The 25,586-nt window shown below is 48.6% G+C and carries 25 protein-coding genes; 15 read left to right on the forward strand and 10 right to left on the reverse strand.

Annotated features, from left to right (window positions below):
• Window positions 1-31 precede the first annotated feature (31 nt).
• From rlmB to ACTHR2_RS05480, 3 genes are all read right to left on the reverse strand, one after another.
• A complete protein-coding gene (gene rlmB / locus ACTHR2_RS05470) occupies window positions 32-781 on the reverse strand; it encodes a 23S rRNA (guanosine(2251)-2'-O)-methyltransferase RlmB (RefSeq protein ID WP_440375456.1) in 750 nt (249 codons plus the stop codon).
• 62 nt (window positions 782-843) lie between these two features.
• On the reverse strand, window positions 844-1,152 hold the full coding sequence (locus tag ACTHR2_RS05475) for an AzlD family protein (protein ID WP_440375457.1): 309 nt from the start codon (window positions 1,150-1,152) through the stop codon (window positions 844-846).
• Window positions 1,149-1,859: an AzlC family ABC transporter permease gene (locus ACTHR2_RS05480; protein ID WP_440375458.1), complete on the reverse strand. Its 711-nt coding sequence runs from the start codon at window positions 1,857-1,859 to the stop codon at window positions 1,149-1,151. Before ACTHR2_RS05480 ends, ACTHR2_RS05475 begins: the two co-directional genes overlap by 4 nt.
• A 102-nt stretch (window positions 1,860-1,961) precedes the next feature.
• Between ACTHR2_RS05480 and ACTHR2_RS05485 the strand changes: the two genes are divergently transcribed.
• On the forward strand, window positions 1,962-2,936 hold the full coding sequence (locus ACTHR2_RS05485) for a PhoH family protein (protein ID WP_049328513.1): 975 nt from the start codon (window positions 1,962-1,964) through the stop codon (window positions 2,934-2,936).
• 121 nt (window positions 2,937-3,057) lie between these two features.
• Window positions 3,058-4,044 (forward strand): malate dehydrogenase, encoded by a 987-nt coding sequence (locus tag ACTHR2_RS05490; RefSeq protein WP_003680720.1) that lies wholly within the window; start codon window positions 3,058-3,060, stop codon window positions 4,042-4,044.
• Between the two features lie 698 nt (window positions 4,045-4,742).
• Here the strand turns inward: ACTHR2_RS05490 and ACTHR2_RS05495 are convergent.
• Entirely contained in the window at window positions 4,743-6,179 is a 1,437-nt protein-coding gene (locus ACTHR2_RS05495; protein ID WP_263336551.1) for an NAD-dependent succinate-semialdehyde dehydrogenase, read from the reverse strand.
• Window positions 6,180-6,509: 330 nt separating this feature from the next.
• On the opposite strand from ACTHR2_RS05495, the gene dnaG reads away from it, so the two are divergent.
• Together dnaG and rpoD are read left to right on the forward strand one after the other, a co-directional pair.
• On the forward strand, window positions 6,510-8,282 hold the full coding sequence (gene dnaG / locus ACTHR2_RS05500) for a DNA primase (protein WP_263336554.1): 1,773 nt from the start codon (window positions 6,510-6,512) through the stop codon (window positions 8,280-8,282).
• Between the two features lie 195 nt (window positions 8,283-8,477).
• Complete coding sequence (rpoD, locus tag ACTHR2_RS05505) at window positions 8,478-10,430, forward strand: RNA polymerase sigma factor RpoD (protein ID WP_150537799.1); 1,953 nt, start codon at window positions 8,478-8,480, stop codon at window positions 10,428-10,430.
• A 117-nt stretch (window positions 10,431-10,547) separates the two neighbouring features.
• Here rpoD and ACTHR2_RS05510 read toward each other — a convergent pair whose 3' ends face one another.
• Window positions 10,548-11,900 carry a polynucleotide adenylyltransferase PcnB gene (locus tag ACTHR2_RS05510; RefSeq protein ID WP_263336560.1) on the reverse strand — a complete coding sequence of 451 codons (1,353 nt, stop codon included), beginning with the start codon at window positions 11,898-11,900 and terminating at the stop codon, window positions 10,548-10,550.
• A 215-nt stretch (window positions 11,901-12,115) separates the two neighbouring features.
• Here ACTHR2_RS05510 and ACTHR2_RS05515 point away from each other — a divergent pair, with 215 nt between their 5' ends.
• The 5 genes from ACTHR2_RS05515 to ACTHR2_RS05535 all read left to right on the forward strand — a co-directional run bounded on the left by ACTHR2_RS05515 (window position 12,116) and on the right by ACTHR2_RS05535 (window position 14,747).
• Window positions 12,116-12,301, forward strand: a complete 186-nt coding sequence (locus ACTHR2_RS05515; protein WP_003680728.1) for a DUF3460 family protein — start codon at window positions 12,116-12,118, stop codon at window positions 12,299-12,301.
• A gap of 12 nt (window positions 12,302-12,313) precedes the next feature.
• Entirely contained in the window at window positions 12,314-12,982 is a 669-nt protein-coding gene (locus ACTHR2_RS05520) for a class I SAM-dependent methyltransferase (protein ID WP_263336566.1), read from the forward strand.
• A 14-nt stretch (window positions 12,983-12,996) separates the two neighbouring features.
• Window positions 12,997-13,752, forward strand: a complete 756-nt coding sequence (locus tag ACTHR2_RS05525; RefSeq protein ID WP_107723331.1) for a tetratricopeptide repeat protein — start codon at window positions 12,997-12,999, stop codon at window positions 13,750-13,752.
• 80 nt (window positions 13,753-13,832) lie between these two features.
• On the forward strand, window positions 13,833-14,318 hold the full coding sequence (gene purE, locus ACTHR2_RS05530) for a 5-(carboxyamino)imidazole ribonucleotide mutase (RefSeq protein WP_003686478.1): 486 nt from the start codon (window positions 13,833-13,835) through the stop codon (window positions 14,316-14,318).
• Between the two features lie 96 nt (window positions 14,319-14,414).
• Entirely contained in the window at window positions 14,415-14,747 is a 333-nt protein-coding gene (locus ACTHR2_RS05535; RefSeq protein WP_263336573.1) for a hypothetical protein, read from the forward strand.
• A gap of 82 nt (window positions 14,748-14,829) precedes the next feature.
• On the opposite strand, the gene ACTHR2_RS05540 is transcribed toward ACTHR2_RS05535, so the two are convergent.
• Entirely contained in the window at window positions 14,830-16,623 is a 1,794-nt protein-coding gene (locus ACTHR2_RS05540; RefSeq protein ID WP_049330811.1) for a 2-isopropylmalate synthase, read from the reverse strand.
• Window positions 16,624-16,849: 226 nt separating this feature from the next.
• On the opposite strand from ACTHR2_RS05540, the gene ACTHR2_RS05545 reads away from it, so the two are divergent.
• Window positions 16,850-17,965 carry a class I SAM-dependent methyltransferase gene (locus ACTHR2_RS05545; protein ID WP_263336578.1) on the forward strand — a complete coding sequence of 372 codons (1,116 nt, stop codon included), beginning with the start codon at window positions 16,850-16,852 and terminating at the stop codon, window positions 17,963-17,965.
• A 121-nt stretch (window positions 17,966-18,086) separates the two neighbouring features.
• On the opposite strand, the gene bfr (ACTHR2_RS05550) is transcribed toward ACTHR2_RS05545, so the two are convergent.
• Both bfr (ACTHR2_RS05550) and bfr (ACTHR2_RS05555) read right to left on the reverse strand, forming a co-directional pair.
• A complete protein-coding gene (gene bfr / locus ACTHR2_RS05550; protein WP_003680736.1) occupies window positions 18,087-18,560 on the reverse strand; it encodes a bacterioferritin in 474 nt (157 codons plus the stop codon).
• A 29-nt stretch (window positions 18,561-18,589) separates the two neighbouring features.
• Window positions 18,590-19,054, reverse strand: a complete 465-nt coding sequence (bfr, locus tag ACTHR2_RS05555) for a bacterioferritin (RefSeq protein WP_004520304.1) — start codon at window positions 19,052-19,054, stop codon at window positions 18,590-18,592.
• Window positions 19,055-19,473: 419 nt separating this feature from the next.
• On the opposite strand from bfr (ACTHR2_RS05555), the gene typA reads away from it, so the two are divergent.
• Window positions 19,474-21,285 carry a translational GTPase TypA gene (gene typA / locus ACTHR2_RS05560; RefSeq protein ID WP_107696847.1) on the forward strand — a complete coding sequence of 604 codons (1,812 nt, stop codon included), beginning with the start codon at window positions 19,474-19,476 and terminating at the stop codon, window positions 21,283-21,285.
• A 101-nt stretch (window positions 21,286-21,386) separates the two neighbouring features.
• Here the strand turns inward: typA and ACTHR2_RS05565 are convergent, their stop codons facing one another.
• A complete protein-coding gene (locus tag ACTHR2_RS05565) occupies window positions 21,387-22,343 on the reverse strand; it encodes a cupin domain-containing protein (RefSeq protein WP_107723337.1) in 957 nt (318 codons plus the stop codon).
• 128 nt (window positions 22,344-22,471) lie between these two features.
• Here ACTHR2_RS05565 and ACTHR2_RS05570 point away from each other — a divergent pair, with 128 nt between their 5' ends.
• Together ACTHR2_RS05570 and ACTHR2_RS05575 are read left to right on the forward strand one after the other, a co-directional pair.
• The gene (locus ACTHR2_RS05570; protein WP_003686488.1) at window positions 22,472-22,807 is read left to right on the forward strand and encodes a carboxymuconolactone decarboxylase family protein; all 336 of its coding nucleotides are present in this window, start codon (window positions 22,472-22,474) and stop codon (window positions 22,805-22,807) included.
• 112 nt (window positions 22,808-22,919) lie between these two features.
• On the forward strand, window positions 22,920-23,288 hold the full coding sequence (locus ACTHR2_RS05575; protein ID WP_150537792.1) for a rhodanese-like domain-containing protein: 369 nt from the start codon (window positions 22,920-22,922) through the stop codon (window positions 23,286-23,288).
• Between the two features lie 55 nt (window positions 23,289-23,343).
• On the opposite strand, the gene ACTHR2_RS05580 is transcribed toward ACTHR2_RS05575, so the two are convergent.
• Entirely contained in the window at window positions 23,344-23,682 is a 339-nt protein-coding gene (locus ACTHR2_RS05580) for a hypothetical protein (protein WP_107723339.1), read from the reverse strand.
• Window positions 23,683-23,780: 98 nt separating this feature from the next.
• Here ACTHR2_RS05580 and surE point away from each other — a divergent pair, with 98 nt between their 5' ends.
• The gene (gene surE / locus ACTHR2_RS05585; protein ID WP_440375459.1) at window positions 23,781-24,536 is read left to right on the forward strand and encodes a 5'/3'-nucleotidase SurE; all 756 of its coding nucleotides are present in this window, start codon (window positions 23,781-23,783) and stop codon (window positions 24,534-24,536) included.
• Window positions 24,537-24,629: 93 nt separating this feature from the next.
• Entirely contained in the window at window positions 24,630-25,541 is a 912-nt protein-coding gene (locus tag ACTHR2_RS05590) for a peptidoglycan DD-metalloendopeptidase family protein (protein WP_440375460.1), read from the forward strand.
• Window positions 25,542-25,586: the final 45 nt, after the last annotated feature.

The raw sequence follows: 25,586 nt of genomic DNA on the forward strand, positions 1-25,586 counted from the left end.
AAACATTCAGACGGCCTTTTAATTAAACTTTTTATTTTTCCGATTTCAACACCCGTTGACGGCGCGTTTCGCTCAACACCATGCCTGCGCTGACGGAGACGTTCATGCTTTCGACCGTGCCGAACATGGGTATCGACACCAGCATGTCGCAATGTTCGCGCGTCAGGCGGCGCATGCCTTCGCCTTCATTGCCCATCACCCATGCCGCGCTGTCGGGCAGGTCGCAATGGTAGAGGTCGGCGTTGCCGCCCATGTCGGTGCCGATGATCCAGATGCCGTATTCTTTCAGCTCGCGCAGGGTGCGGGCGAGGTTGGTCACGGTGATGTAGGGGACGGTTTCTGCCGCGCCGCAGGCAACTTTGCTGACAGTGGCGTTCAGTCCCGCGCTTTTGTCTTTTGGTGCGATGACGGCGTGTACGCCCATTGCGTCGGCGGTACGCAGGCACGCGCCGAGATTGTGCGGATCAGTAATACCGTCCAATACCAGCAAAAACGGTGGTTCGCTCAGGTTTTCCAACACATCTTCCAAATGAACATGGTTTTTGGAAGCGTCGATAAACCCGACCACGCCCTGATGGCGCGCCCCTTTGCTGATGGCATTCAGGCGGTCGGCATCGGCAAAATGTACGCGCACGTTTTCAGAGGCCGCTTTATCCAATACATCGCGGGTGCGCGCATCGGATTTGCCCTCTTGGATATAGAGTTCGGTAATCGATTTCGGGTTTTGCCACAAACGGGCATTGACGGCATGAAAGCCATAGATGAGTCGTTGGTTTGCCATGTTTTTGCTTTATCAAAAAATTCAGACGGCCATTATAACAAGTAAGGCCGTCTGAAAATTTTTTATTTCATCAAATAACCGAGTATGCCCGAAGTGCCAACGCCGATTAATACCGTTACCAACATCGAAAACCGGCTGGCGGCCAATACCGTCAAAGCAATGGCAATCAGCTCATGCGGTTTGTCCGACACAAAATAAGGCGCAATCACCGAAATCAACACGCAGCCCGGCGCAGCCTCCATAACCACTTGCACGCGACGGCTCAATGTACGGTTGCGCAATGCAAAAAAGCCGATTAATCGGGTTGAATAGGTAACGGCCAACATACTTAAAAACAGCAAAAACGATTGCAGCGACAACAAATCCTTCATTTTTGCTCTCCCCACACATACGCCGCCAACAAACCCGATAACGTTCCGGCCGGAACATACCATGCGCCATCCACGGTCAAATAAGTTGCGCACGCCACAATCAGGCTGACAAACCAAGGGCGTGAAGCCGCAAAGCTCTTCCACATACCGCGCAGCAACACCAAAAACACCGCAGGAAACGCCATGCCGAAGCCCCAAGCCGCCACATCGCCGAACATCGGGCCGACTGCCGCGCCAAATGCTGCAAAACCAATCCACGTTACATACAAAATAAAACACACGCCGGCATAAAACGGCATATTGAATGCAGGCAAACCTGCCGCCTTACGCTTTTGAATTTCAGCAAACGCCATTGCCCAGCTTTCATCACACATAAAAAACAGCGCGGGCATCGCCTTTTTCAGCGGCATATCCCTCATATACGGTGCAAGGGCAGCACCCATCAGGATATGGCGCGAATTAATCATAAACGTAACTGTTGCAATCAGCAGAATCGGCAAAGGATTTGCCCACAAATTGACTGCGGCAAATTCCGAACCTCCGGCAAAGTTCATACCCGTCATCAACAGCATTTCCAGCCAGCTCATGCCCTTCTGCCCGCCCTGCATACCCAAAATCAGCGCCCACGGCAACAAGCCGATCAGCATGGGGGAACATTCTTTGATACCGCGCAGAAATTCCGATTGAGGAGAAGCAGTGTGATTCATTTTGATTGAAACGGTTTATTAAAAAGAAGCTACGTATTATAAAGCAGGCCGTCTGAACAAGGGTATAATACGGAAAAATTAGATTTATTTACGGAAACCGATATGACCCACACCGTCCATCTGCAGTTTGAAGAAATTGACAATACCGTGTTGCAACGCCTGTGCGGCGCTCTCGACAGCAATCTCGAAGCCTTAGGCAAAGCCCTTGATATCCAAATCAGCCGCCGCTTCGAACATTTCACCTTCATGGGCGAACTGGCACACGCCGGCCGTCGTGCCTTGCTGTCGCTTGCCGAAGCCGCAGAAAAAGGCGACTTGGACGACAACGCCATCAGTCTTGCGGCCGTTGAAGCCAAAACCGCAGATGAAAAACACGAAGAAAAACACCACGACCAACAATACTATTTCCGCACCAAACGCGGCAGCATCGGCGGCCGTACCCCGCGCCAAAACGGCTATATACGCGCCTTGCTCAACCACGATGTCGTGTTCGGTTTAGGCCCTGCCGGTACGGGTAAGACCTATCTTGCCGTTGCCGCCGCCGTCGATGCCATGGAAAAACACCAAATCGAACGCATCGTTTTGGTACGCCCTGCAGTCGAAGCAGGCGAAAAATTAGGCTTCCTGCCGGGCGATTTGGCGCAAAAAGTCGATCCCTACCTGCGACCGCTCTACGACGCGCTCTACGACCTGATGGGCTTCGACCGAGTGACCAAACTCATGGAAAAAGGCCTGATTGAAATCGCCCCGCTCGCCTACATGCGCGGGCGCACGCTCAACGGCGCGTATGTGATTCTGGACGAAGCGCAAAACACCACGCCCGAACAAATGAAAATGTTCCTGACCCGTATCGGCTTCGGTGCCAAAGCAGTCATTACCGGCGACATCAGCCAAATCGACCTGCCGCGCAACATCAAATCCGGCTTGAAAGATGCACGCGAAAAACTGCGCAATGTAGAAGGCCTGTATTTCCACACCTTCACCAGCGAAGACGTCGTCCGCCATCCTTTGGTACAGAAAATCGTCGAAGCCTATGAAGCAGCAGAAGAACAAGCTGAAAAGAAAAACGGCGAATAATCTTTTCAAACACTCAAGGCCGTCTGAAAATCAAATTTCAGACGGCCTTCCTACATCATTCTCCCCATAATACTGCTATAATCCGAAAATCAAGTAAAACAAAGACTTCAAAAGGAAAAATATGACCCTCAAGCCACCCGTCCGAATCGCCGTTACCGGCGCGGCAGGCCAAATCGCCTACGCCACCCTCTTCCGTATCGCCGGCGGCATTATGCTCGGACGCGACCAACCCGTTATCCTGCAGCTGCTCGACTTGCCGCAGGCACAACAGGCATTACGCGGCGTGATTATGGAAATGCAGGATTGCGCCTTCCCGCTCCTTGCCGACATCTTCGCCACAGACGACCCCGAAGTCGCCTTCAAAGATGCCGACATCGCCCTCTTGATTGGAGCGCGCCCGCGTACGCAAGGCATGGAGCGCGCCGACTTGCTGCACGCCAATGGCGAAATTTTCAAAGTACAAGGCGCGGCGTTGAACAAAGTTGCCAATCGCAACGTTAAAGTCCTCGTCGTCGGCAATCCGGCCAATACCAACGCCTACATCGCCATGAAATCCGCCCCCGACATCCCGCCGGAAAATTTTACAGCCCTGATGCGACTCGACCATCACCGCGCTGTCAGCCAAATTGCCGAAAAAATCAACCGCCCGATTACTTCCATCGAGCAAATGTGCGTCTGGGGCAACCATAGCCCGACCATGTACGCCGACTACCGCTACGCCACCAGCAATGGCGAGTCCGTCCAAGACATGATTACCGAACCCGACTGGAACACCGAAGTCTTCATGCCGAAAATTGCCGGACGCGGTGCCGCCATTATCGCCGCACGCGGTTCATCATCCGCAGCTTCCGCAGCCAATGCCGCCATCTACCACCTGCGCGACTGGTTGCTCGGCAGCAGCGGTAAATGGATAACCATGGGCGTTCCATCCGACGGCTCTTACGGCATTCCCGAAGGTTTGATTTTCGGCTTCCCCGTCATTTGTGACGAAGGCAGCTACCGCATCGTCCAAGGCTTGGATTTGTCGGATGAATTCAGCCAAAAACGTATCGCCGCCACACTGGCCGAATTGGAAGAAGAACGTTCAGCCATCCAGGATCTACTCTAAAACAAAGGCCGTCTGAAAACCAAATTTCAGACGGCCTAAATAATTAAATGCCCGTTCTACAATCATTTTTAAAAGCTAGAATGGCACTCTTTGTCCTTGCTTATCTTTAAGATGCCATTGACCTGACGGTGTACAACCGCCACCACTACCGCCGACAGCATAATGATCACAATTCGGGTCAAGCCGTTTCCCTTGAGAATATGAGCCATTTGTCAAACCGTCTCTATCAAAGGAACTGCATGCGCCGGTGAAAGCTACGCAAAACAGGATTAAAAATTTCTTCAACATTCACATCACCTTTTTTATAAAAATCATACCCCAAAATTGCAACCTAGATAAAGTTCCCACGCTATCGATATGAGCCACACTGTGTGAGCAAAAAGAACCAATCTCGCCTTGCCCACATTTGTGTATATAACTAATTGTGCCGCCGATATATGTGCCAAAATTTCGCTGCCATCACTCAAAGAAAAACTACTGCCAGAAATTTGGAATACACTTCTAATGCAATTAAAACATATAAAATAGTTATCAAACTAATTTTATAAACATGTGACAAATTTTTTGCAACTTTGTTTCTTATGGTTTTGCTTCTTTATAAAGCTCGTTCTCATAATATGAAAATTACCCAATACCTTTTCTGCGTTTAAAAAAGGCCGTCTGAAAACCAAATTTTAGACGGCCTTTACTGTGCAGCTTTATTCCGCTACATCAATGCACAAATATTTCAATTCCAAATATTCATCCGCACCATATTTGCTGCCTTCACGTCCCAAACCGCTGCGTTTTACGCCGCCAAATGGTGCCACTTCATTACTGATTAAGCCCGTATTGATACCGACCATTCCGTATTCCAAGGCTTCGCCGACGCGCCACTGGCGGGCGGTATCAGCCGTATAAAGGTAAGCAGCCAAACCGTATTCTGTGTTGTTCGCGGCCTCGATGACTTCGGCTTCGGTTTCAAAACGAAACACAGGACACAAAGGCCCGAAGGTTTCTTCGCGAGCTACCGCCATTTGCACCGTTACGCCGCTTAAGACGGTCGGTTCGAAAAACGTTCCGCCCAATGCGCTGCGTTTGCCGCCGGTCAGGCAAACCGCGCCTTTTGAGAGCGCATCGGCGATATGCTGCTCGACTTTCTCCACCGCTTTTTCCTCAATCAACGGCCCTTGGTTTACGCCATCCTCCAAGCCGTTGCCCAATTTGAGCGCCGCCACTTTTTCACTTAATTTGCGGCAAAATTCGTCGTAAATACCTGATTGAGCGTAAACGCGGTTGGTACAGACGCAGGTCTGGCCGCTGTTGCGGAACTTGCTGGCCAGCGCACCTTCGACGGCTTTGTCCAAATCGGCATCGTCAAACACGATAAACGGCGCATTACCACCCAGCTCCAAACTGAGTTTTTTAATGTCTGCCGCGCTATCGGCAAAAATTTTCGCACCGACTTCGGTTGAACCGGTAAAGCTGATTTTGCGCACGGTCGGATTCGTGGCAAATTCATGGCTGATTTCCGAAGCACTACCGCTGACAACAGGCAACAAATCCTGTGATACGCCCGCTTCATAAGCCAAAACGACTAATGCATACGCACTCAAAGGCGTGAGTGATGCTGGTTTGACTATCATCGCGCAACCAACCGCCAAAGCAGGCGCAGCCTTGCGCGCAATCATCGCAGATGGAAAATTCCACGGCGTAATCGCAGCAGTAACGCCGACAGGCTGTTTCAACACAACCAGTTTTTGTGACGCTTTCACACTTGTCAGCACATCGCCGTCAATCCGCCGCGCCTCTTCCGCAAACCAGCGCACAAACGAAGCCGCATAATCAATTTCACCACGCGCCTCAGTCAGGCTTTTGCCCTGCTCCATCGTCATGATACGCGCCAGTTCTTCTTTGTTTTCTTTAATCAAAAAATACCAACGCCACAACACATCAGCGCGCTCCAACGCAGTTTTTGCCGCCCATAATTTTTGCGCAACCTCCGCCTTTTGAATCAGCAATTTGAGGCTGTCTGAACGAGTCGTGCGGACAAACGCCAAGGTCTCGCCCGTTGCCGGATTGCCGACTTTGAGGCAGTCTGAAATCGGAGAAAAGGAAATATCGGGATGATTGAGCAAACAGGCAAAATCTTTCATAAGAAACTAGCTTTCTAAAATCTGGAATATGTGTTCATTATCATATTCATACCATGAAAGCGCAACTAAATCGCAAAAATAAGACAACAGCAAAGGCCGTCTGAATATCTTACAGACGGCCTTTGCTTTAACGACATCATATCCATCTTAATTACGAATGAAATACGATTATTAATACTCTACCTCAAAAGGATAAGACACATGTATTACAACTATTTGCTATAATACAAAACTCATCTCAATCCTCATCCAAAATTCCATTTTCAGACGGCCTTTGTCTGTTTATAAGGCCGTCTGAAATATTTTCCGTCCATCCTCTTCTGCCGAGCCATGATTCCATCTGATTTCATTGACGAGCTTTTGTCCAAAATCGATATTGTCGATATTATCGACGAGCAGGTTCCGCTGAAGAAAGGCGGGGCGAACTATATGGCCTGCTGTCCATTCCATAAGGAAAAGACACCGTCGTTTTCGGTCAGCCCGACTAAGCAGTTTTACCATTGCTTCAGTTGCGGGGCTCATGGTTCGGCGATTGGTTTTGTGATGGAACATCAGGGGCTGTCGTTTCCGGAGGCGGTGCAGTTTTTGGCTGATCGCGTCGGCATGACGGTACCTAAAGTTCGTGGGCAGGAAGACAACCCCGAAATCCGTGCCGAACGTAAGAAAAAACAACAGACTTTGGAAGAAACGACGGCAGCGGCAGCGGATTTTTACGCGCAACAGTTGAAATTCAATCCGGCGGCGAAGGCTTATTTGGACAAACGCGGTTTGAGTGCGGAAATCATCGCGCATTATGGTTTGGGCTATGCGCCTGACGGTTGGCAGCCTTTGGCACAAGTATTCCAACCCTATCCTAATACTGCGTTGGTGGATACGGGCATGGTCATCGACAACGAAGGCAAACATTACGACCGCTTTCGCCATCGGATTATGTTCCCTATCCGTAATCCGCGCGGGCAGGTCATCGGCTTTGGTGGCCGCGTATTGGATGACTCCAAACCCAAATACCTGAACTCGCCGGATACTCCTTTGTTCGATAAAGGGAAAAACCTTTACGGGCTATATGAAGGGCGTGCTGCCGTAAAAGAGGCTAGACGGATTTTGGTGGTCGAAGGTTACATGGACGTGGTCGCATTGGCGCAGTTCGGCGTCGGCTACGGCGTAGCAGCTTTGGGTACGGCAACCACGACGGAACACGTTAAAATCCTGATGCGTCAGGCCGACAGTATTTATTTTTGTTTCGATGGCGACGGCGCGGGACGTAAAGCGGCTTGGCGCGCGCTGGAAAATGCGTTGCCACAATTAAAAGACGATAAATCGCTGCATTTTCTCTTCCTACCCGAAGAACACGACCCAGACAGCTACATCCGCGCCTACGGCAAGACTCAATTTGAAGATGCCTTGTTAAACCAAAGCAAGCCCCTATCGGAATACTTTTGGGAACATCTTTCAGACGGCCTCAACCTCAATACACAAGAAGGCAAAGCAGAATTGGTCAAAACCAGTTCTCCGCTCTTGGCTCAGATTACCGCGCCGGCATTAGGCTATCTTCTGAAACAAAAACTCAGCGAGCTCGTAGGCATTGACCCTGACAACCTCGCCCAGTTACTCGGACAAGAAGCGCCAAAGCGGTATGTCAAACAAAAAAGTTACAAACTACCGCCCATTTCTGTCAAACAGCCAACCATGCTGACACTGGTTCAAAGACAGATACGCAGCCTCTTGATAAATCCGGCTTGGGCTTCATATATAGACCTGCCCGATTATCTGGCTTTAAGCGGTGACTTCGCCTGCCTTGCCAATCTGGCCGAAACCATCAAGCATCACGATACGACTCCTGCAACCGCACAAGTGCTTGAATATATGCGCGGTTCGCCCTATGAGGAAACCGTCAATCAAATCTTTTTATCGACCCTTCATTCTGAAGAAATGGAAGGGGATAATGAAGAAGATTGCGAAAGTTTCCAAATCGGCATGAAAAAGTTGTTAAATGAATTAAAATACAGTCAAATCGAAACTTTAAAGCAAAAAAGTATTCAAACTGGTTTGACCGAAAATGAAAAAAGACTATTGCTGTCACTTTTGACGGCAAAGCAAAACTAACCCCTCAGGCCGTCTGAACAATCTAAACACACGCTGCGAAACATGACACGCAGAACACTCCATCTGTAATATTTTTCAGACGGCCTCAGAGTATTAAAGTGAAATCTGATTTCACAACAAAAAGCTCTGCTCCGCCTTCAGGTACGGCCACATCACCGTAAACCGTCGGCATCCTATCAACCTAGAGAGCAATCCATGTCTAAAAACCAAAACTACGAAGAATACCAAGACCAAGATGACAACCGTCCCTTGAGTATCGAAGAGCAGCGCGCCCGTCTGCGTCAACTCATTATTATGGGTAAAGAACGCGGCTACATCACTTATTCCGAAATTAACGACGCGCTGCCCGACGATATGTCCGACGCCGAGCAAATCGACAACATCGTCAGCATGATTTCCGGCTTGGGCATCCAAGTAACCGAGCAAGCTCCTGATGCTGAAGACATCCTCTTGAGCGACAACGCCGCCGCCATGACCGACGACGATGCCGTTGAAGAAGCCGAAGCAGCACTCTCCAGCGCAGATTCAGAATTTGGCCGCACTACCGACCCTGTGCGTATGTATATGCGTGAAATGGGTCAAGTCGATCTGTTGACACGTGAAGACGAAATCATCATCGCTAAAAAAATCGAAAATGCACTGAAAAACATGGTGCAGGCAATCTCCGCCTGCCCGGGCTCGATTGCCGAAATTCTGGCGTTGATCGAACAAGTCCGCAATGATGAAATCCGTGTGGATGAAGTGGTTGAAGCCATCATCGATCCTAATGAAGTCTTGTTGAACGAATTAGGCCTGGGTCATTTGGAAAATGCCAAACCTGATGACGAAGAAGGAGAAGCCGATAGCGATGATGAAGATGGCGACGAGGAAGATGAAGACGACTCCGGCGGCGACTCTGAAGCCATATCCGCCGCCCATTTGGCCGAACTGAAACAAAAAGTTTTGGAACACTTCGCCTTTATCGAGAGCGAATACGGCAAAATGATTAAACAGTTGGAAAAACACGGCAGCCAACACGCCAACTACCTTAAACACCGCGATGCCATTGCCAACAAACTGTTAGAAGTCCGTTTTGCCACACGTCAAATCGAAAATTTGAGCAGCAACCTGCGCAGCCGCGTTGAAAACATCCGCAAACTCGAACGCGAAATCCGCGACATCTGTATCGACCGCGTCCGCATGGAGCGCGACTACTTCATCAAAAACTTCCTGCCAGCCATTACCGATTTGGAATGGGTAGAAGAAGAAGTAGCCAAAGGCCGTGTATGGGCAAACGCATTGGATCGTTTCCGCCACGCCATCCTCGAAAAACAAACCGAGCTGGCAAATATGGAAGCTGAAACCCGCATTTCCATCGAAGAGTTGAAAGAGATCAACAAAAACATGGTGTTGAGTGAGAAAGAAACTTCAGCAGCCAAACAGGAAATGATTCAGGCCAACTTGCGTTTGGTTATTTCCATTGCTAAAAAATACACCAACCGCGGCTTGCAGTTCCTGGATTTGATTCAAGAAGGCAATATCGGCCTGATGAAAGCGGTGGACAAATTCGAATACCGCCGCGGCTACAAGTTCTCGACTTACGCCACATGGTGGATCCGTCAAGCGATTACGCGTTCCATCGCCGACCAAGCACGTACCATCCGTATTCCGGTTCACATGATTGAAACCATCAACAAAATGAACCGTATCTCGCGCCAATACCTGCAAGAAACCGGTGAAGAGCCTGATTCCGCCAAACTGGCCGAACTAATGGAAATGCCGGAAGACAAAATCCGCAAAATCATGAAAATCGCCAAAGAGCCGATTTCCATGGAAACACCGATTGGCGATGACGACGATTCGCACTTGGGCGACTTCATCGAGGATGCCAACAACGTTGCGCCGGCAGAAGCTGCAATGTACACCAGCCTGCACGAAGTAACCAAAGAAATCCTTGAAAGCCTGACGCCGCGCGAAGCCAAAGTTTTGCGTATGCGTTTCGGTATTGATATGAATACCGACCACACTTTGGAAGAAGTCGGCAAACAATTTGACGTAACCCGTGAACGTATCCGTCAAATCGAAGCTAAAGCCCTGCGCAAGCTGCGCCACCCGACCCGCAGCGACCGCCTCCGCAGCTTCCTTGACAGCGAAGAAAACAAATCATAAAAGCAAACCGCAGGTTGAAAGACCTGCGGTTTTTTATTGGAATACAAAAAGGCCGTCTGAAAACCAAATCCCAAAAGATTTAATCGTTTCAGACGGCCTTAAATTTATTTTGATAACTTATTCAGCCTCTGTAGTTTTCTTTTTCGGACGACGGCGGCGACGTTTGGGTTTGCCATCAGTTGATCCACTTTGTTTCTGACGTTTGTGATCATTAGCCGCAGTCATTTGCTGACGGGTTTCCTCATCGGCATGTTGGAAAGTTGTCCACCAAGAAGCCATATCTTTATCAACCTCGCCAACCTCACTACGCAAAATCAGAAAATCATAAGCGGCTCGGAAACGGGCTTGCGCCAACAGACGATACGGGCGCGCGCCGCGCATATTGTCGAATTGCGGCTGAAATTGCCAGATTTCACGCATGGTTGCAGAAAATCGTTGCGGTACGCCCCAACCTTTCTCCACTGTGTCACGCATGGTGTTCATCGCATCCATCAACGCAGGGACAGGTTTTTGACCATGGCTTTGATTGCGTTGCCAAATGGCGTTTAGTGTCGGCCACAATACCGCCGCCAATACAAAACCGACGGAAACGGACTTATCCGCACGAAGGCGCTCATCGGTATTTTTCAAGGCCAACATAATCATACGTTTGTCGGCTGCTTCAGCAGTTTTCAAGGCATCTAAAAGCGGATGGATGTCTTCGGGAATACCCAACTCGTTTAGCCTTTTCAAACAGGCACGAGAATAACCGGAAAACAGAATTTTCAGAATTTCGTCAAAAAGACGAGCAACAGGCTCATTTTTCAGACGGCCTGCGTATTCGGCAATCGGCAAAGCGGTTTGCTCTTCCACTTCAAAACCCAATTTACCCGACAATCGGACGGCGCGAAGAATACGGACAGGATCTTCCTGATAGCGTTCGGCAGGATCGCCTATCATCACCAATTTTTTATCGGCAACATCAGCCACACCCTGATGGAAGTCCCAAATCTCCTCTTTAATCGGGTCGTAATACAGCGCATTGCAAGTAAAGTCGCGACGCATGGCATCTTCTTCAATGCTGCCGTAAGTATTGTCCTTCATAATGCGGCCTTGCGCATTTTGCTGAACCTTATCGCCACCGCGGAACGTCGTCACTTCAATGGTTTCAGGGCCAATCATCACATGAACGATTTGGAAGCGGCGGCCGATAATGCGGCTGCGGCGGAATACTTTGCGGATTTGCTCTGGCGTGGCATCGGTTGCAATATCAAAGTCTTTGGGCTCGACCCCGAGCAACAAATCCCGAACGGCACCGCCCACAACATAAGCCTGAAAACCGGCTTCATGAAGGCGTTTGGCAATTTTCTCCGCGGCAAAGCTCAACATATCCGTGAGGATACCGTGTTGCTCAAGCGGGATAATTTCCTTTTCGGGCAATGATTTGACGTGTTTTTTAGGCAACACTTTATGCAGCCATTTTTTTAACATAAGCAGCTCTTTTCACAATAAAAAAGGCCGTCTGAAACTTGTCTGGCTTAAGCCTTTGCACAATATTCTGCCGCAGAAGGGACAAAACATTGAGCAAAGGCTTCAGACGGCCTAAAAAGACGTGCCATTATACCTTATGGAAGTTCGATTAATTAGCGTATTGGCAAAAAATATCGGCTATAATGACAGTCTGACAACGATTCAGGCAGAACATCATGTACCACTACAAATCCGAAGCTACCCAATTCCTCGACAAACTCATGGAAGACAATCCCGAAATGGAAGCACAACGCCTCGAAAACCGCCATTTGCTATGGGATGTTACCCTCAACCCGACAGAGCAGGCCGAATTTGAAGCGGCCAAAGTCAACAAAAAACCCTACACCTACTATCAAGACTAATCCCGTATCGGCATGACGACCAACACCCACAATACCGATCCGGTATTACAACATTACCTCAACAGCATCAGTCAATCCGAACATCCCGTTTTGACCGCATTGCGCGAGCGTACCCAATCACATCGTCTGGGAAAGATGGCCATCGCCCGAGAGCAGGCAGCTATGTTGGTGTGGTTGGCCAAATTGTTGAATGCTAAAAAATATTTGGAAGTTGGCGTCTTTACCGGTTACAGCAGCACCGCCATGGCGCTTTCCCTCCCCGAAGACGGCAAAATCACGGCTTGCGACATTAATGTAACCTTTACCGATATTGCCCGAGAAACATGGCAGGCTGCAGGCATAGCGCATAAAATCTCGCTTCATCTGCAACCGGCTTTGCTGACTTTGGATGATTTGATTGCGCAAGGCGAATCGGAAAGCTACGACTTGGCACTTATCGATGCCGACAAACCGCCTACGCCAAAATATTTTGAACGCTGTTTGCAACTGATACGGAGTGGCGGCGTGATTGCCATCGACAATATCTTGCTGGGTGGGCGTGTCATGAATGAAGCTACCGAAAACGATCCGCCCAGCTTGGATATCCTGCGCCATTTCAACCAAAATCTGCCACACGATACACGTATTATTCCCATTACCCTGCCTATCGGCGACGGTTTGACACTGCTACTAAAAAAATAAAACGACACAATCCGATGAAAACATTATCACATTCCCTGTTTCTTTTGCCGCTTACTCTATTGGCCACATCATGCGCCGTTTCCCATCCTCCCCAACCTGCCGACAATCCCAACTTTGTCCTGCCGGATATTCCGCGCGAGCCTTTGCCTGAAAAAAATATTCCCTATCCGCGCTTGGACGAACAAACCCAGATTGACCACTTGGGCATACAAATTGCCCGACTGGAACGCACCGTTGAAGAATTAAATCAACGCCTGCAAACACTGGAAAAACAGCGAACCATCAAACGCCCAACCCCTTTGGCTCCCAAACCCAAAGCCCAGCGTTTGGACGACCACAAGCTGAAAATGAACTATTTGGCCAATGACGGCGGCGTGCCGTCTGAAACAGACTCAGCCGCACAAAACGAGCTGCGCCTTTATAACCAGGCACAAAAATACTATCAGCGCAATAATTTCTCCGCTGCAGTAGCCATTTTGAAAGAAGCCGACGGCGGCAACGGCAGCGAAATTGCCCGCCGCAATATGTATCTACTTCTGCAAAGCCAACAGCGTCTGGGCAACTGCGAATCCGTTATCGAAATCGGCAACCGCTACGCCAACCGATTCCGCAACAGCCCGCAAGCTCCCGATGCCATGTACAGCATCGGCCAATGCCAATACAAACTGCAACAAAAAGACATCGCCCGCAGCACATGGCGCAAACTGATACAAAGCTTCCCCAACAGCGAAGCGGCAAAACGCGCTTCCATCAGTCTCAAACAAAGATAAACGTTCAGACGGCCTTGTCATCCCCAAGGCCGTCTGAATATTTTTTTACCCTTAATCCATTCAAGCAAAAGGAACTCCTCATGATCCAAGTCGGCATTATTATGGGCAGCAACAGCGATTGGCCGGTGATGCAGCAGGCAGCACAATTTCTCAAAGAATTCGGCGTTGAATACGAAGCGCGTGTCGTCTCTGCACACCGCACGCCTGATTTGATGTTTGAATACGCCGAAACCGCACGCGAACGCGGCATCAAAGCCATCATTGCCGGCGCAGGCGGCGCAGCGCATTTGCCAGGCATGGTTGCAGCCAAAACCACGGTGCCCGTCTTGGGTGTTCCCGTGCCCAGCAAATATCTGCGCGGCGAAGACTCCCTGCTTTCGATTGTGCAAATGCCCAAAGGTGTTCCTGTTGCCACATTTGCCATTGGCGAAGCAGGCGCGGCCAATGCAGCGCTGTTTGCCATTTCACTTTTGGCCAATGAAAATCCTGAATTGGCTGAAAAATTGGCAGCTTTCCGTGCCAAACAAGAACAAACCGTTCTAGCCATGGAATTGCCTGAAGCATGACTGACAAAGGCCATCTGAAAGTTGTAAAGGGAAACTTTGATTTCGTTTTACGATTGTTTAGACGGCCTTAGTGTTTTATCAAATTGAATTAATGCCATGAAAACCCTAGCATTCGTCCTACTCTCCACCCTGCTTTGTGCCTGCCAAAGCCCAAACACTCCCGCTCAATCAACTACTATTCCATCTCAGCAACAAACCCAAGATACAACCGGCAATCTGATTATCTTCTATGATGCTCAAACCGGTTCCGCGCCATTGCTAAAAGCAGTGAAAATCTCCGGTGCAACTTTGGTTTACGAATACAAAAACCTGCACGGTATTGCCATTCGTCCGTCCTCCAAGACCAATATTGAAGATACTATTGCCTATTTCAAAAAAATAAACGGCGTATTGTCTGTCGAACAAGACCGACTGCTTAAACTTCAATAAACAAACTATTTTTTGACTACATAAAAAAGGCCGTCTGAAACATATCACTACGATTTCAGACGGCCTTTACTTGTTCAAAGCATTAAATCATGCCTCTGCCTTGCGCTTTTGGCTTGGCTTGGCCGAATTCCAATTTACTCAGCGCAGACAAATAGGCTTTGGCAGTTGCCACCAATACGTCGGTATCCGCACCTTGGCCGTTGACCACACGGTCGCCACGTTGCAGACGGACGGAAGTTTCGCCTTGGCTTTCTGTACCTTGAGTTACCGCATTGACAGAGTAAATCTGCAAGGTTGCGCCACTTTGAGCCACGCTTTCAATGGCTTTGAAGATGGCATCAACAGGGCCTGATCCGCTAGCGGAAGCGTGTTTTTCTTCGCCGCGAATACTGAACACAATATCGGCGCGCGGTTCTTCGCCGGTTTCAGTGCTGATTTTTTGGGAAATGAATTTGTAGCTTTCAGTATTCATATTGCCCATTTCGTCAGACACCAAAGCGTGCAAGTCTTCATCAAAGATTTCGCGTTTCTTATCCGCCAGCTCTTTGAAGCGTGCAAATGCCGCATTCAACGCCTCTTCACTTTCCAATTCGATACCCAAATCTGCCAGCTTGGTTTTGAAAGCATTACGGCCGGAGAGTTTACCCAAAGTCAGGCGGTTGGTTGACCAGCCGACTGATTCGGCAGTCATGATTTCATAGGTTTCAGGGTGTTTCAACACGCCGTCCTGATGAATGCCTGATTCGTGTGCAAAGGCGTTTGCGCCGACTACTGCTTTGTTTGGCTGAATCGGATAGCCGGTGATAGTAGATACCAGTTTGGATACCGGCACGATTTGCGTGGTATCGATGCCGGTTTCCAAGCCAAACAAATCATGACGCACTTTCAACGCCATCACGATTTCTTCAAGGCTGGCATTACCCGCACGTTCGCCCAAGCCGTTGATGGTACATTCCACCTGACGCACGCCTGCCTGAACAGCGGCCAGCGAGTTGGCAACCGCCATACCCAAGTCGTTGTGGCAGTGGGTCGACCAGACTACTTTGTCGCCGTTGGGCACGCTTTTGATGATGTTACTGATACGCTCGTACCATACGGAAGGGATGGAGTAGCCGACAGTATCGGGAATATTGATGGTGGTTGCGCCTGCCTCGATAACCGCCGTAAAGATTTTGGCGAGGAAGTCCAAATCCGAACGCACGGCGTCTTCGGCGGAAAATTCCACATCGTCAGTATATTCTTTGGCAATTTTCACCGCTTTGACCGCCGCATCGATGACCTGCTGCGGCTTCATTTTCAGTTTGTGCTCCATGTGGATGGGGCTGGTGGCGATAAAAGTGTGAATACGTTTTTTCGGAGCAGGGGAAACAGCTTCGCCTGCTTTACGCACATCGTTTTCAACGGCACGCGCCAATGAGCAAACTGTAGATTTAGTAATGATTTTGGCAATCGCATTAACCGATTCAAAATCGCCCGGACTCGCGGCGGCAAAACCCGCCTCAATCACATCCACGCCCATTTTCTCCAACTGGCGGGCAATGCGGATTTTCTCCTCTTTGGTCATGGACGCACCGGGCGACTGCTCGCCGTCGCGCATAGTGGTATCGAAAATGATAACGCGGTTGGTTTGTGTCATTTCTGTTCTCTCCAGAGATTCGTTTTTTTGTAAAAAAGCATTCAAATCAAGCGGTCTGCCTTGTGCCTCCGCCAAAGCGGTCAGTTTTTGCAACTGTGCTAAAGGCAGAGAACCGCGTGTACGCCATTTATAGATAGCCGCCGTCGTTGCAGCATTTTCCGGGTCGTGCTGTTTCAGGGCTTCGGCCAGCGCGTTTACGCCGCCAAAATAGGCAACCAAACGGTCAATGTCTAATTGCATGATGTTCCTTGTCCAAATCTGATTAAGATTATTGTGTTCTAGTTTTGCATTATACTCATTTTAGACAAAACGACAATCTATTTTTATCAAAATATTGGTATAAATTTTAAAACTTGAGAAATTTTTATACATTTTGTCTAATTTGGACTATTAAAAGCTCCTCTCAAACCGAACACATCCTAAATATAGTAAACTAATCCCCTATTTCCCCGATTTGAAACACATTATGCCCCATACCATCCCTACCAACCGCTCCGACATCGAATGGCGCAACAAAAGTACACAAAAGCCACCCAAGCAGGCGGTTTACATACAAGAAGCAGGCGCAACAGAAATCTTAAAAAATGCCCACGCGCAAACTGCAACTGTTTGGACTGGCGATTTTCACAATGCCAAGCAAGTCTTATCTGCAATGAAAAAACGTATCCGCAGGCCGTCTGAAAAAAAGAAAGGCGCACCTGCCGATATTCAGACAGCCTTTCATGCCCACCGTATGAAACAGGCGCAACAAAGCCGTTTGCTCAATATGCTTGCCGTTGAAATTCAACCGAATTTTCAACTGGGCAATGCACGCGCACCCGATATCTACGCCGCTCTATGCGATGTTTACGACACACCAAACAATAAGCCGTTTCTTTTGCCGCTGAATCAATTACTAGGCTTTATCGGTGCACACGAATGGCACAAAAAAGGCATAGATATCCCTCAACTAGACGGAAAAATCCATGTTCCTTTCGGCGTATTCTCTCCACTGCGCGGCGAGTATTTGGATTTAATCACACAAGCCCCACTCGCTCCCAATATTCAGACGGCCTTTGACATCGGCACCGGTTCAGGCGTTATTGCCGCAATTTTGGCCAAACGAGGCATACCCGACATCATTGCCACAGACACCAACCCCAAAGCAATTGCCTGCGCCATAGCAAACCTCGAACGCCTAGGCTTGGATAAAGCCGTCAACATCCAATCGATTGATTTATTTCCCGAAACTTGCGCCGACCTTATCGTCTGCAATCCGCCTTGGCTGCCGGCAAAACCGACCTCGGCTATTGAGACTGCCCTTTACGACCCCAATCATGCCATGCTGACTGCGTTCCTCAACGGCGTACGCCAGCACTTAAATCCAAACGGCGAAGCTTGGCTGATTATTTCCGACTTGGCAGAACACTTGCATTTGCGCGATAAAGACTTTCTAAACCAATGCTTTCAGACGGCCTCGCTCAATATAGTCGATATTTTGAAAACCAAACCGCAACACAAAAAAGCAATAGATGAATCCGATCCTTTGGCGTTTGCCAGAAACAAGGAAACTACTTATCTATACCGTTTGAAAGCGATATAAAATCAAGGCCGTCTGAACATTCAGACAGCCTTTAAGCATTTCTATAAAAGAAAACGGCATATCCGTAAAGATATGCCGTTGATGGGAGCAGGGACTGCTATATTTGGCAGTGGTTTGTGTTTTAGTCCTCTTGCGCCGCTGTTTGCAGGTAGTTTGGCAAACCAACTTTGCCAATCAATTCCTGCTGAGTTTCAAGCCAGTCGATGTGTTCTTCGTTGATGTCTTTTTGTTTTTCCAACAAATCACGGCTGACGTAGTCTTGTTGCTCTTCTGCAAGAGCGATGGCTGCAACCAGAGCATCATGTTTTTCATACTCTTTTTTCAGATCGCAGGCAATGATTTCTTCGGTAGATTCACCGATCAACAGTTTACCCAATTCTTGCAGATTAGGCAGGCCTTCCAAGAACAAAATACGCTCGATTAAATCGTCTGCGGATTTCATTTCGCGGATGGATTGTTTGAAGAAGTGTTCGCCCAATTCTTCAAAGCCCCAGTTTTTCAAAATGCGGGCATGCAGGAAGTATTGGTTAATGGTAATCAGCAACAAGCCTAAGTTTTTGTTCAATTCGCGGATAACTAAGCGATCGCCTTTCATATTCAGCTCCTTGTATGTTATACGCTAGATTACAGTTGGCTTTGGTAGTAGTTGCCTTCGCCGACCAATTCGATCAGACGCAGTTGTTGTTCCAACCAGTGAGCGTGATCTTCTTCAGTGTCTTTCAGTTGGGCAATCATCAAATCGCGGGTAACGTAGTCTTGAGCTTCTTCGCACAACTTGATGCCTTTTTTCAGCGCATCGCGTACTTCGTATTCAGTGTTCAAGTCTGCTTTCAGGCAAGAGATTACGTCAGTACCAATGTTCAGTTCGGCACGGGTCATTTTAGGCGTACCGCCCAACATCAGGATACGACGGATGAAGTCTTCGGCGTGAGTGGTCTCTTCTTCCATCTCGTGGTTCAAACGTTCGAACAGTTTGGTGTAACCCCATTCAGAGTACAGGCGAGAGTGGATAAAATATTGGTCGCGAGCAGCCAACTCACCAGACAATAATTCGTTCATGTAATCAATAACTGCTTGGTTGCCTTGCATAATTCTTTCTCTTTCTTTTAAAAGTTGATAATCACGAAATGAAGATTCGTGTGTTGTTATGGAATGAGGTAATTGTATGCACAAGTAGCACTTTTGACAAATTTTCTATTTAAAATACAAACAATTATCAAAAAAGTTAACCAGCCAAAAAGGCCGTCTGAAAAATTAATCCCCTGTTTTTAATAATATTTTTTTGACATTAGTATTAAGAATCCATTGCATTATTCAAAAACATTTACATTCGTTAACCATAAATAAAAGCAAATAATCCAACAAAATCAATCAAATTTAATTATGAATTATTCTCAACTGCTTTTGCCTGATTTTTTTGAATCACCCATTCCGCCATCACTTGCGAATCGTGCTATAATTACCAGTTATCTTTTTTTTAAGCACCTAGCTGAAACACATAAATTATCATGAAACAAATCCGCAATATTGCCATCATCGCCCACGTCGACCATGGCAAAACCACATTAGTTGACCAATTGCTGCGTCAGTCCGGCACATTCCGTTCCAACCAGCAAGTCGAAGAACGCGTCATGGACAGCAACGATCTTGAAAAAGAGCGCGGCATTACCATTCTCGCTAAAAATACCGCCATCGAATACGAAGGCTACCATATCAACATCGTAGATACCCCGGGACACGCCGATTTTGGTGGCGAAGTGGAACGTGTATTGGGCATGGTCGACTGTGTCGTACTGTTGGTTGACGCACAAGAAGGCCCTATGCCGCAAACCCGTTTCGTGACCAAAAAAGCCTTGGCTTTGGGTCTGAAACCTATCGTTGTTATCAACAAAATCGACAAACCGTCTGCCCGTCCAAGCTGGGTTATCGACCAAACATTCGAATTGTTTGACAACCTGGGCGCAACAGACGAACAATTGGACTTCCCTATCGTTTATGCTTCCGGCCTCTCCGGCTTTGCCAAATTGGAAGAAACCGACGAGAGCAACGATATGCGTCCTCTGTTTGAGACCATCTTAAAACATACGCCCGCACCAAGCGGCAGCGCGGACGAAACGCTGCAACTGCAAATTTCCCAACTGGACTACGACAACTACACCGGCCGCCTCGGTATCGGCCGCATCTTGAACGGCCGCATCAAACCCGGCCAAGTCGTTGCCGTGATGAACCATGAAGAACAAGTTGCACAAGGCCGCATCAACCAACTGTTGGGTTTCCAAGGCTTGGAACGCGTACCTTTGGAAGAAGCTGAAGCCGGCGATATCGTGATTATTTCCGGTATCGAAGACATCGGTATCGGCGTAACCATTACCGACAAAGACAATCCTAAAGGCTTGCCTATGTTGAGCGTGGACGAGCCGACCCTGACCATGGACTTTATGGTCAACACTTCTCCTTTGGCCGGTACTGAAGGCAAATTCGTGACTTCCCGCCAAATCCGTGACCGCCTGCAAAAAGAATTGCTGACCAACGTTGCCCTGCGTGTTGAAGATACTGCCGATGCCGACGTCTTCCGCGTTTCCGGCCGTGGCGAATTGCACCTGACTATTTTGTTGGAAAACATGCGCCGCGAAGGCTTCGAACTGGCAGTTGGTAAACCGCGCGTGGTATTCCGTGAAATCAATGGTCAAAAATGCGAGCCTTACGAAAACCTGACCGTAGACGTACCGGATGACAACCAAGGCGCGGTCATGGAAGAACTCGGCCGCCGCCGTGGCGAATTGACCAATATGGAAAGCGACGGTAACGGTCGTACACGTTTGGAATACCATATTCCTGCACGCGGCCTGATCGGTTTCCAAGGTGAGTTTATGACCTTGACCCGCGGTACCGGCTTGATGAGCCACGTTTTTGACGACTATGCTCCGGTTAAACCCGATATGCCCGGCCGTCACAACGGCGTACTGGTTTCTCAAGAGCAAGGTGAAGCCGTTGCTTATGCCCTGTGGAACTTGGAAGACCGCGGCCGTATGTTCGTTTCTCCAAACGACAAAGTCTACGAAGGCATGATTATCGGTATTCACAGCCGCGACAACGACTTGGTGGTAAACCCTCTGAAAGGTAAAAAACTGACCAACGTCCGCGCCAGCGGTACAGATGAAGCCGTGCGCCTGACTACGCCGATCAAATTGACTTTGGAAGGTGCAGTTGAGTTCATCGACGATGACGAACTGGTTGAAATCACGCCACAATCCATCCGCCTGCGTAAACGCTACCTGAGCGAATTGGAACGTCGCCGTCATTTCAAAAAACTGGACTGATTCTGTTTGATTGACGCATTTTAAAATTAAGGCCGTCTGAAAAGTGTTTTAGAAATCCTAGATTTCATTTTTACACTTTCAGACGGCCTTTTATCATCTGTTCAAATAAAGTAAATCGGCATTTCTTCCGCTTGTACTGCTGCTTCATCAGCGCGATCATTCTTACGATATTGCCCCGGCGATATCCCATATTGCTTTTTAAATGCCTTGCCAAAATGCGTTTCCGATTGAAAACCGACCGAGAGCGCAACCGATAAAACCGAATCCGCCGTCTGTTTCAATAATAATGCCCCATGTTGCAAGCGAATACTGTTAACAAAGGCGTGCGGGCTTGTTCCCGTCTGCTGCTTAAATACTCGCATCAACTGGGCGCGAGATAAGTTGGCAATCACGGTCATTTTCTCGATATTCCATTCCTCTTCCGGCTTATCCACTACTGCCTGAAGCAAATTCCGCAAACGTTTGTCCTGCCAACCATTCAGTAAACCGCTTAATTGCGCTTCCCCATTTTTCTCCAGGCTGGCTCGAAGTAGAAATACCAACAACACCGAAGCCAATGCGTTCACAACCGCTACCGAGCCGGACAAAGCCTGACCGCTCTCATATTGCAACAATGCCACCAAATACTGTAAAGAAGGATCGTTGATATTCAGCAAAACTGTGTCAGGCAGCCCTGCCATAATATCCGCCTGAGCTTCATATTCAAACCGCGCGCAGAAAAGATGCAAAGCCGCATCTCCTCCTGCATGACTCTGCTTGACTTTAAATGCGCCTTTTTTACTCGTCAGCACGCTGACACTGAAATTTTCACAACTGCTGTCGCTGCTCAAAGTATGCCCTACGCTGCGCGGGAAAAAAATGACATCCCCCGCACTCAGCAGCCTGGCCTCTTGCTCCCCATCAATTCGGATATAACCTGAACCGGCAGTTACGATATGTACCAAACCATGCGCACGCTTTGGCTCATGCCGCACATACCACTCCCCCCGAAAAAGACATTGAACATCCACGCTGCCTTTTACCTGCGCCAATTCGACCAGCCTATCCAAAATATCCATAGTGTTTTTTACCAATAAATGAGATGTTTTGACGATTTTATTCATCCAATTATTGCAATAATACACACACCAAACACAAACGGATAGGATTTTTTATCTTATCCACTCACATTAAGAAAGGACATATCATGTTTAAAGACTGGCCTGAACATACCGCCTTGGTAAAAAAAGCATTCGGCGAACTGGGTAAAAACCATCCTAAAATGCTGCAAGCCTACGGCGCACTGGATCAAGCAGCCGCTGCCGAAGCACTGGATGCCAAAACACGCGAACTGATCGCCATTGCCGTTGCCATTACCACGCGTTGCGAAAGCTGCATCAGCGTGCATGCAGCCGCCGCAGCCAAAGCTGGGGCAACCGAAAGTGAAATCGCCGGCGCATTGGCCACTGCTATCGCCCTGAACGCTGGTGCCGCTTATACCTACGCTTTACGCGCTTTGGAAGCAGTAGAAACCCAACGCTAATCGGTTTGTAAAATCAGGCCGTCTGAAAGCCGACTCCCCTTTCAGACGGCCTGATGAAATGCTAAACTGATAAAGTTATCATATTGTTTTCTGTCTAATAGGAGATTGAACCATGAAGAAACTGCTGACCGCCGTACTTTTTGCCGCCACTATTGCCACTCCTTTGGCCGCTTCCGCAGCCTCTATGCCAAAAGTTGAAAAAAGCGCGGCACAACCTGCAAAAGCAAAAGGCGTTTGGATTGATGTCCGCTCTGCCGAAGAATTTAAAGAAGGCCATTTGCAAGGTGCACTCAATATTCCGCATGATCAAATCGTTGACCGCATCAAATCCGTTAGCCCGGATAAAAACGCACCGGTCAACCTCTACTGCCGCAGCGGCCGCCGTGCAGAAGCCGCGCTGACTGAGCTGAAAAAAGCCGGCTACACCAACGTAACCAACCATGGCGGTTATGAAGACTTGGTGAAAAAAGGTTTGAAATAAACCTAGTTGATTTTAAAAAGGCCGTCTGAAACTTTTCAGACGGCCTTTATTGCCATTACAGACAGCAACTTCCAAATCTCAAACGTTTGCTGAGACCGGTTTCGTGAATCAATTGTTTGATAACCAAAATATTGGTGTTATCGGCCAAGGCGCGAATGCTGTGTGCTTCCATCGGCTCAAAACGGATAACTTGTAAGCCTTCGGTTTGCAAAACTTCGTCCACCGTTTTGATTTCAGCTTTGCCGTTTAAAACCAAAAGCAAAATAATCGCATCCGCCTCATATGCCGGAATTTCATTATTCTTCTGCAGTGAAAGCTGAACAATCTCCTGATTGCCGTCTGAAGCAATCACGCCGCCCAATAAAGCTTTGGGGTCTAACTCATAATGTTTCATTATTATCCTTTCCGCCCAAACGTTGCCGATTCGTGGACAATCGCTCAAGCAAACCAGTACAATACCGCCCATCTTACCGATAGACACAATATTGTCACATGAACATATTAATCTCAAACGACGATGGTTATCTTGCGCCCGGTTTGGCAGTTTTGGCAAGAGTGTGTGCAGAATTTGCCAATGTCAGGGTGGTTGCGCCCGAACGCGATCGCAGCGGCGTCAGCAATTCCCTGACTTTAGACCGTCCTTTACAACTGAAACAGGCGGAAAACGGGTTTTACTATGTGAATGGTACGCCCACCGACTGTATTTATGTCGGTCAATACGCCCTTGCCGATTTCAAACCCGACTTAGTTTTGTCCGGCATTAACAACGGCGCAAACATGGGCGACGATACACTTTATTCCGGTACGGTTGCCGCCGCGACGGAAGCCTACCTGATGGGTATTCCCGCCATTGCTTTCTCGCTTGCCGATTCCAGCGGCCGTTATTGGGAAACCGCGGAAAAAGCCGCTTGGATACTGCTTTCCTACTTTCTCAAACACCCTGTTTCCGAACCCATCTTATGGAACATCAATATCCCTGCCGTCGCACCTGAGGATATCCAAGGCATAAAAATTACACGGCTCGGCCGTCGTCATCATGAACAAAGCATTGTTCCCATGTATAATCCACGTGGTGAACAAATTTATTGGATTGGGCCGGTCGGCGATGTTTCCGACAGCGAAGAAGGTACCGACTTTGGCGAATGCGCATCCGGCTTCATCACGATTACCCCCCTGCAAGTCGATTTGACTGCCTACGGACAAATGGAGCAAACCGCTTCCTTTTGGTCAGAAATCCCTGCGCCTTAACAGTCCCTAACAGCCGAACACTTGAGAAACAAGCATATTTTTATTATGATATGCCCCGACGAGAACAATTACCCGAATACGAAAGTCATTAACATGTTGAAAAAAAGTGTATCTTATGCCGGATCGGCAGCTTTGGTTTTATTACTTGCAGCCTGTGCCAGCCAACAACCGGCTCCTGTAGTCGTCGGCACACAAAGCGGTGGTTCAACAACAAGCTCTACCGCTGACAATCCTTACGGTGCAGTGCCTTACAATACCAACACCAGCCCAGCGGCAGATGCTCCATACACTCCGCCGGCAAGTACACCTGCTCCAACGTACAACAGCGGCAGCACCGGCACTTACACGCCTTCTTATGCGCCTGTTGATATTAATGCAGCGACACATACTGTTGTTCGTGGTGATACCGTTTACAACATCTCCAAACGCTACAACATTACCCAAGACAATCTGCGTGCATGGAATAACCTGGCCGACAACACCATTAGCATTGGTCAAACCCTGCGAGTGAAACCTGAAGGCTACGTTGCACCTGCAGCTTCTGCAAGCAAACCTTCTACGCCAACAACTACAACCACTGCTCCGGCCCCAAGCACTCCTGCCAATACACCAACCGTATCTACCGGCAGCAGCCGCAACGTTAGCGGCATCACATGGCAGCGTCCGACTACCGGTAACGTTATTGCCAACTTCGGCGGCAGCAACAAAGGTGTAGATATCGCCGGTACACAAGGTCAGCCTGTCGTTGCAGCGGCAGACGGTAAAGTCGTTTACGCAGGCTCAGGCTTGCGCGGTTACGGCAACTTGGTCATCATCCAACACAACTCCTCATTCTTGAGCGCATACGGCCACAACCAACGCCTGCTGGTTAATGAAAACCAAACCGTGAAACGCGGTCAAACCATTGCGCACATGGGTAATACCGATGCATCCCGCACTCAGTTGCACTTTGAAATCCGTCAAAACGGCAAACCGGTCAATCCGGCAAATTATGTTGCCTTCTAAGCTGATTCAAGCAACCTAATTTCAATTCAATCCCTGCCTAAATGT

The organism is Neisseria sp. P0006.S004, assembly GCF_051963015.1.
Classification (GTDB): domain Bacteria; phylum Pseudomonadota; class Gammaproteobacteria; order Burkholderiales; family Neisseriaceae; genus Neisseria.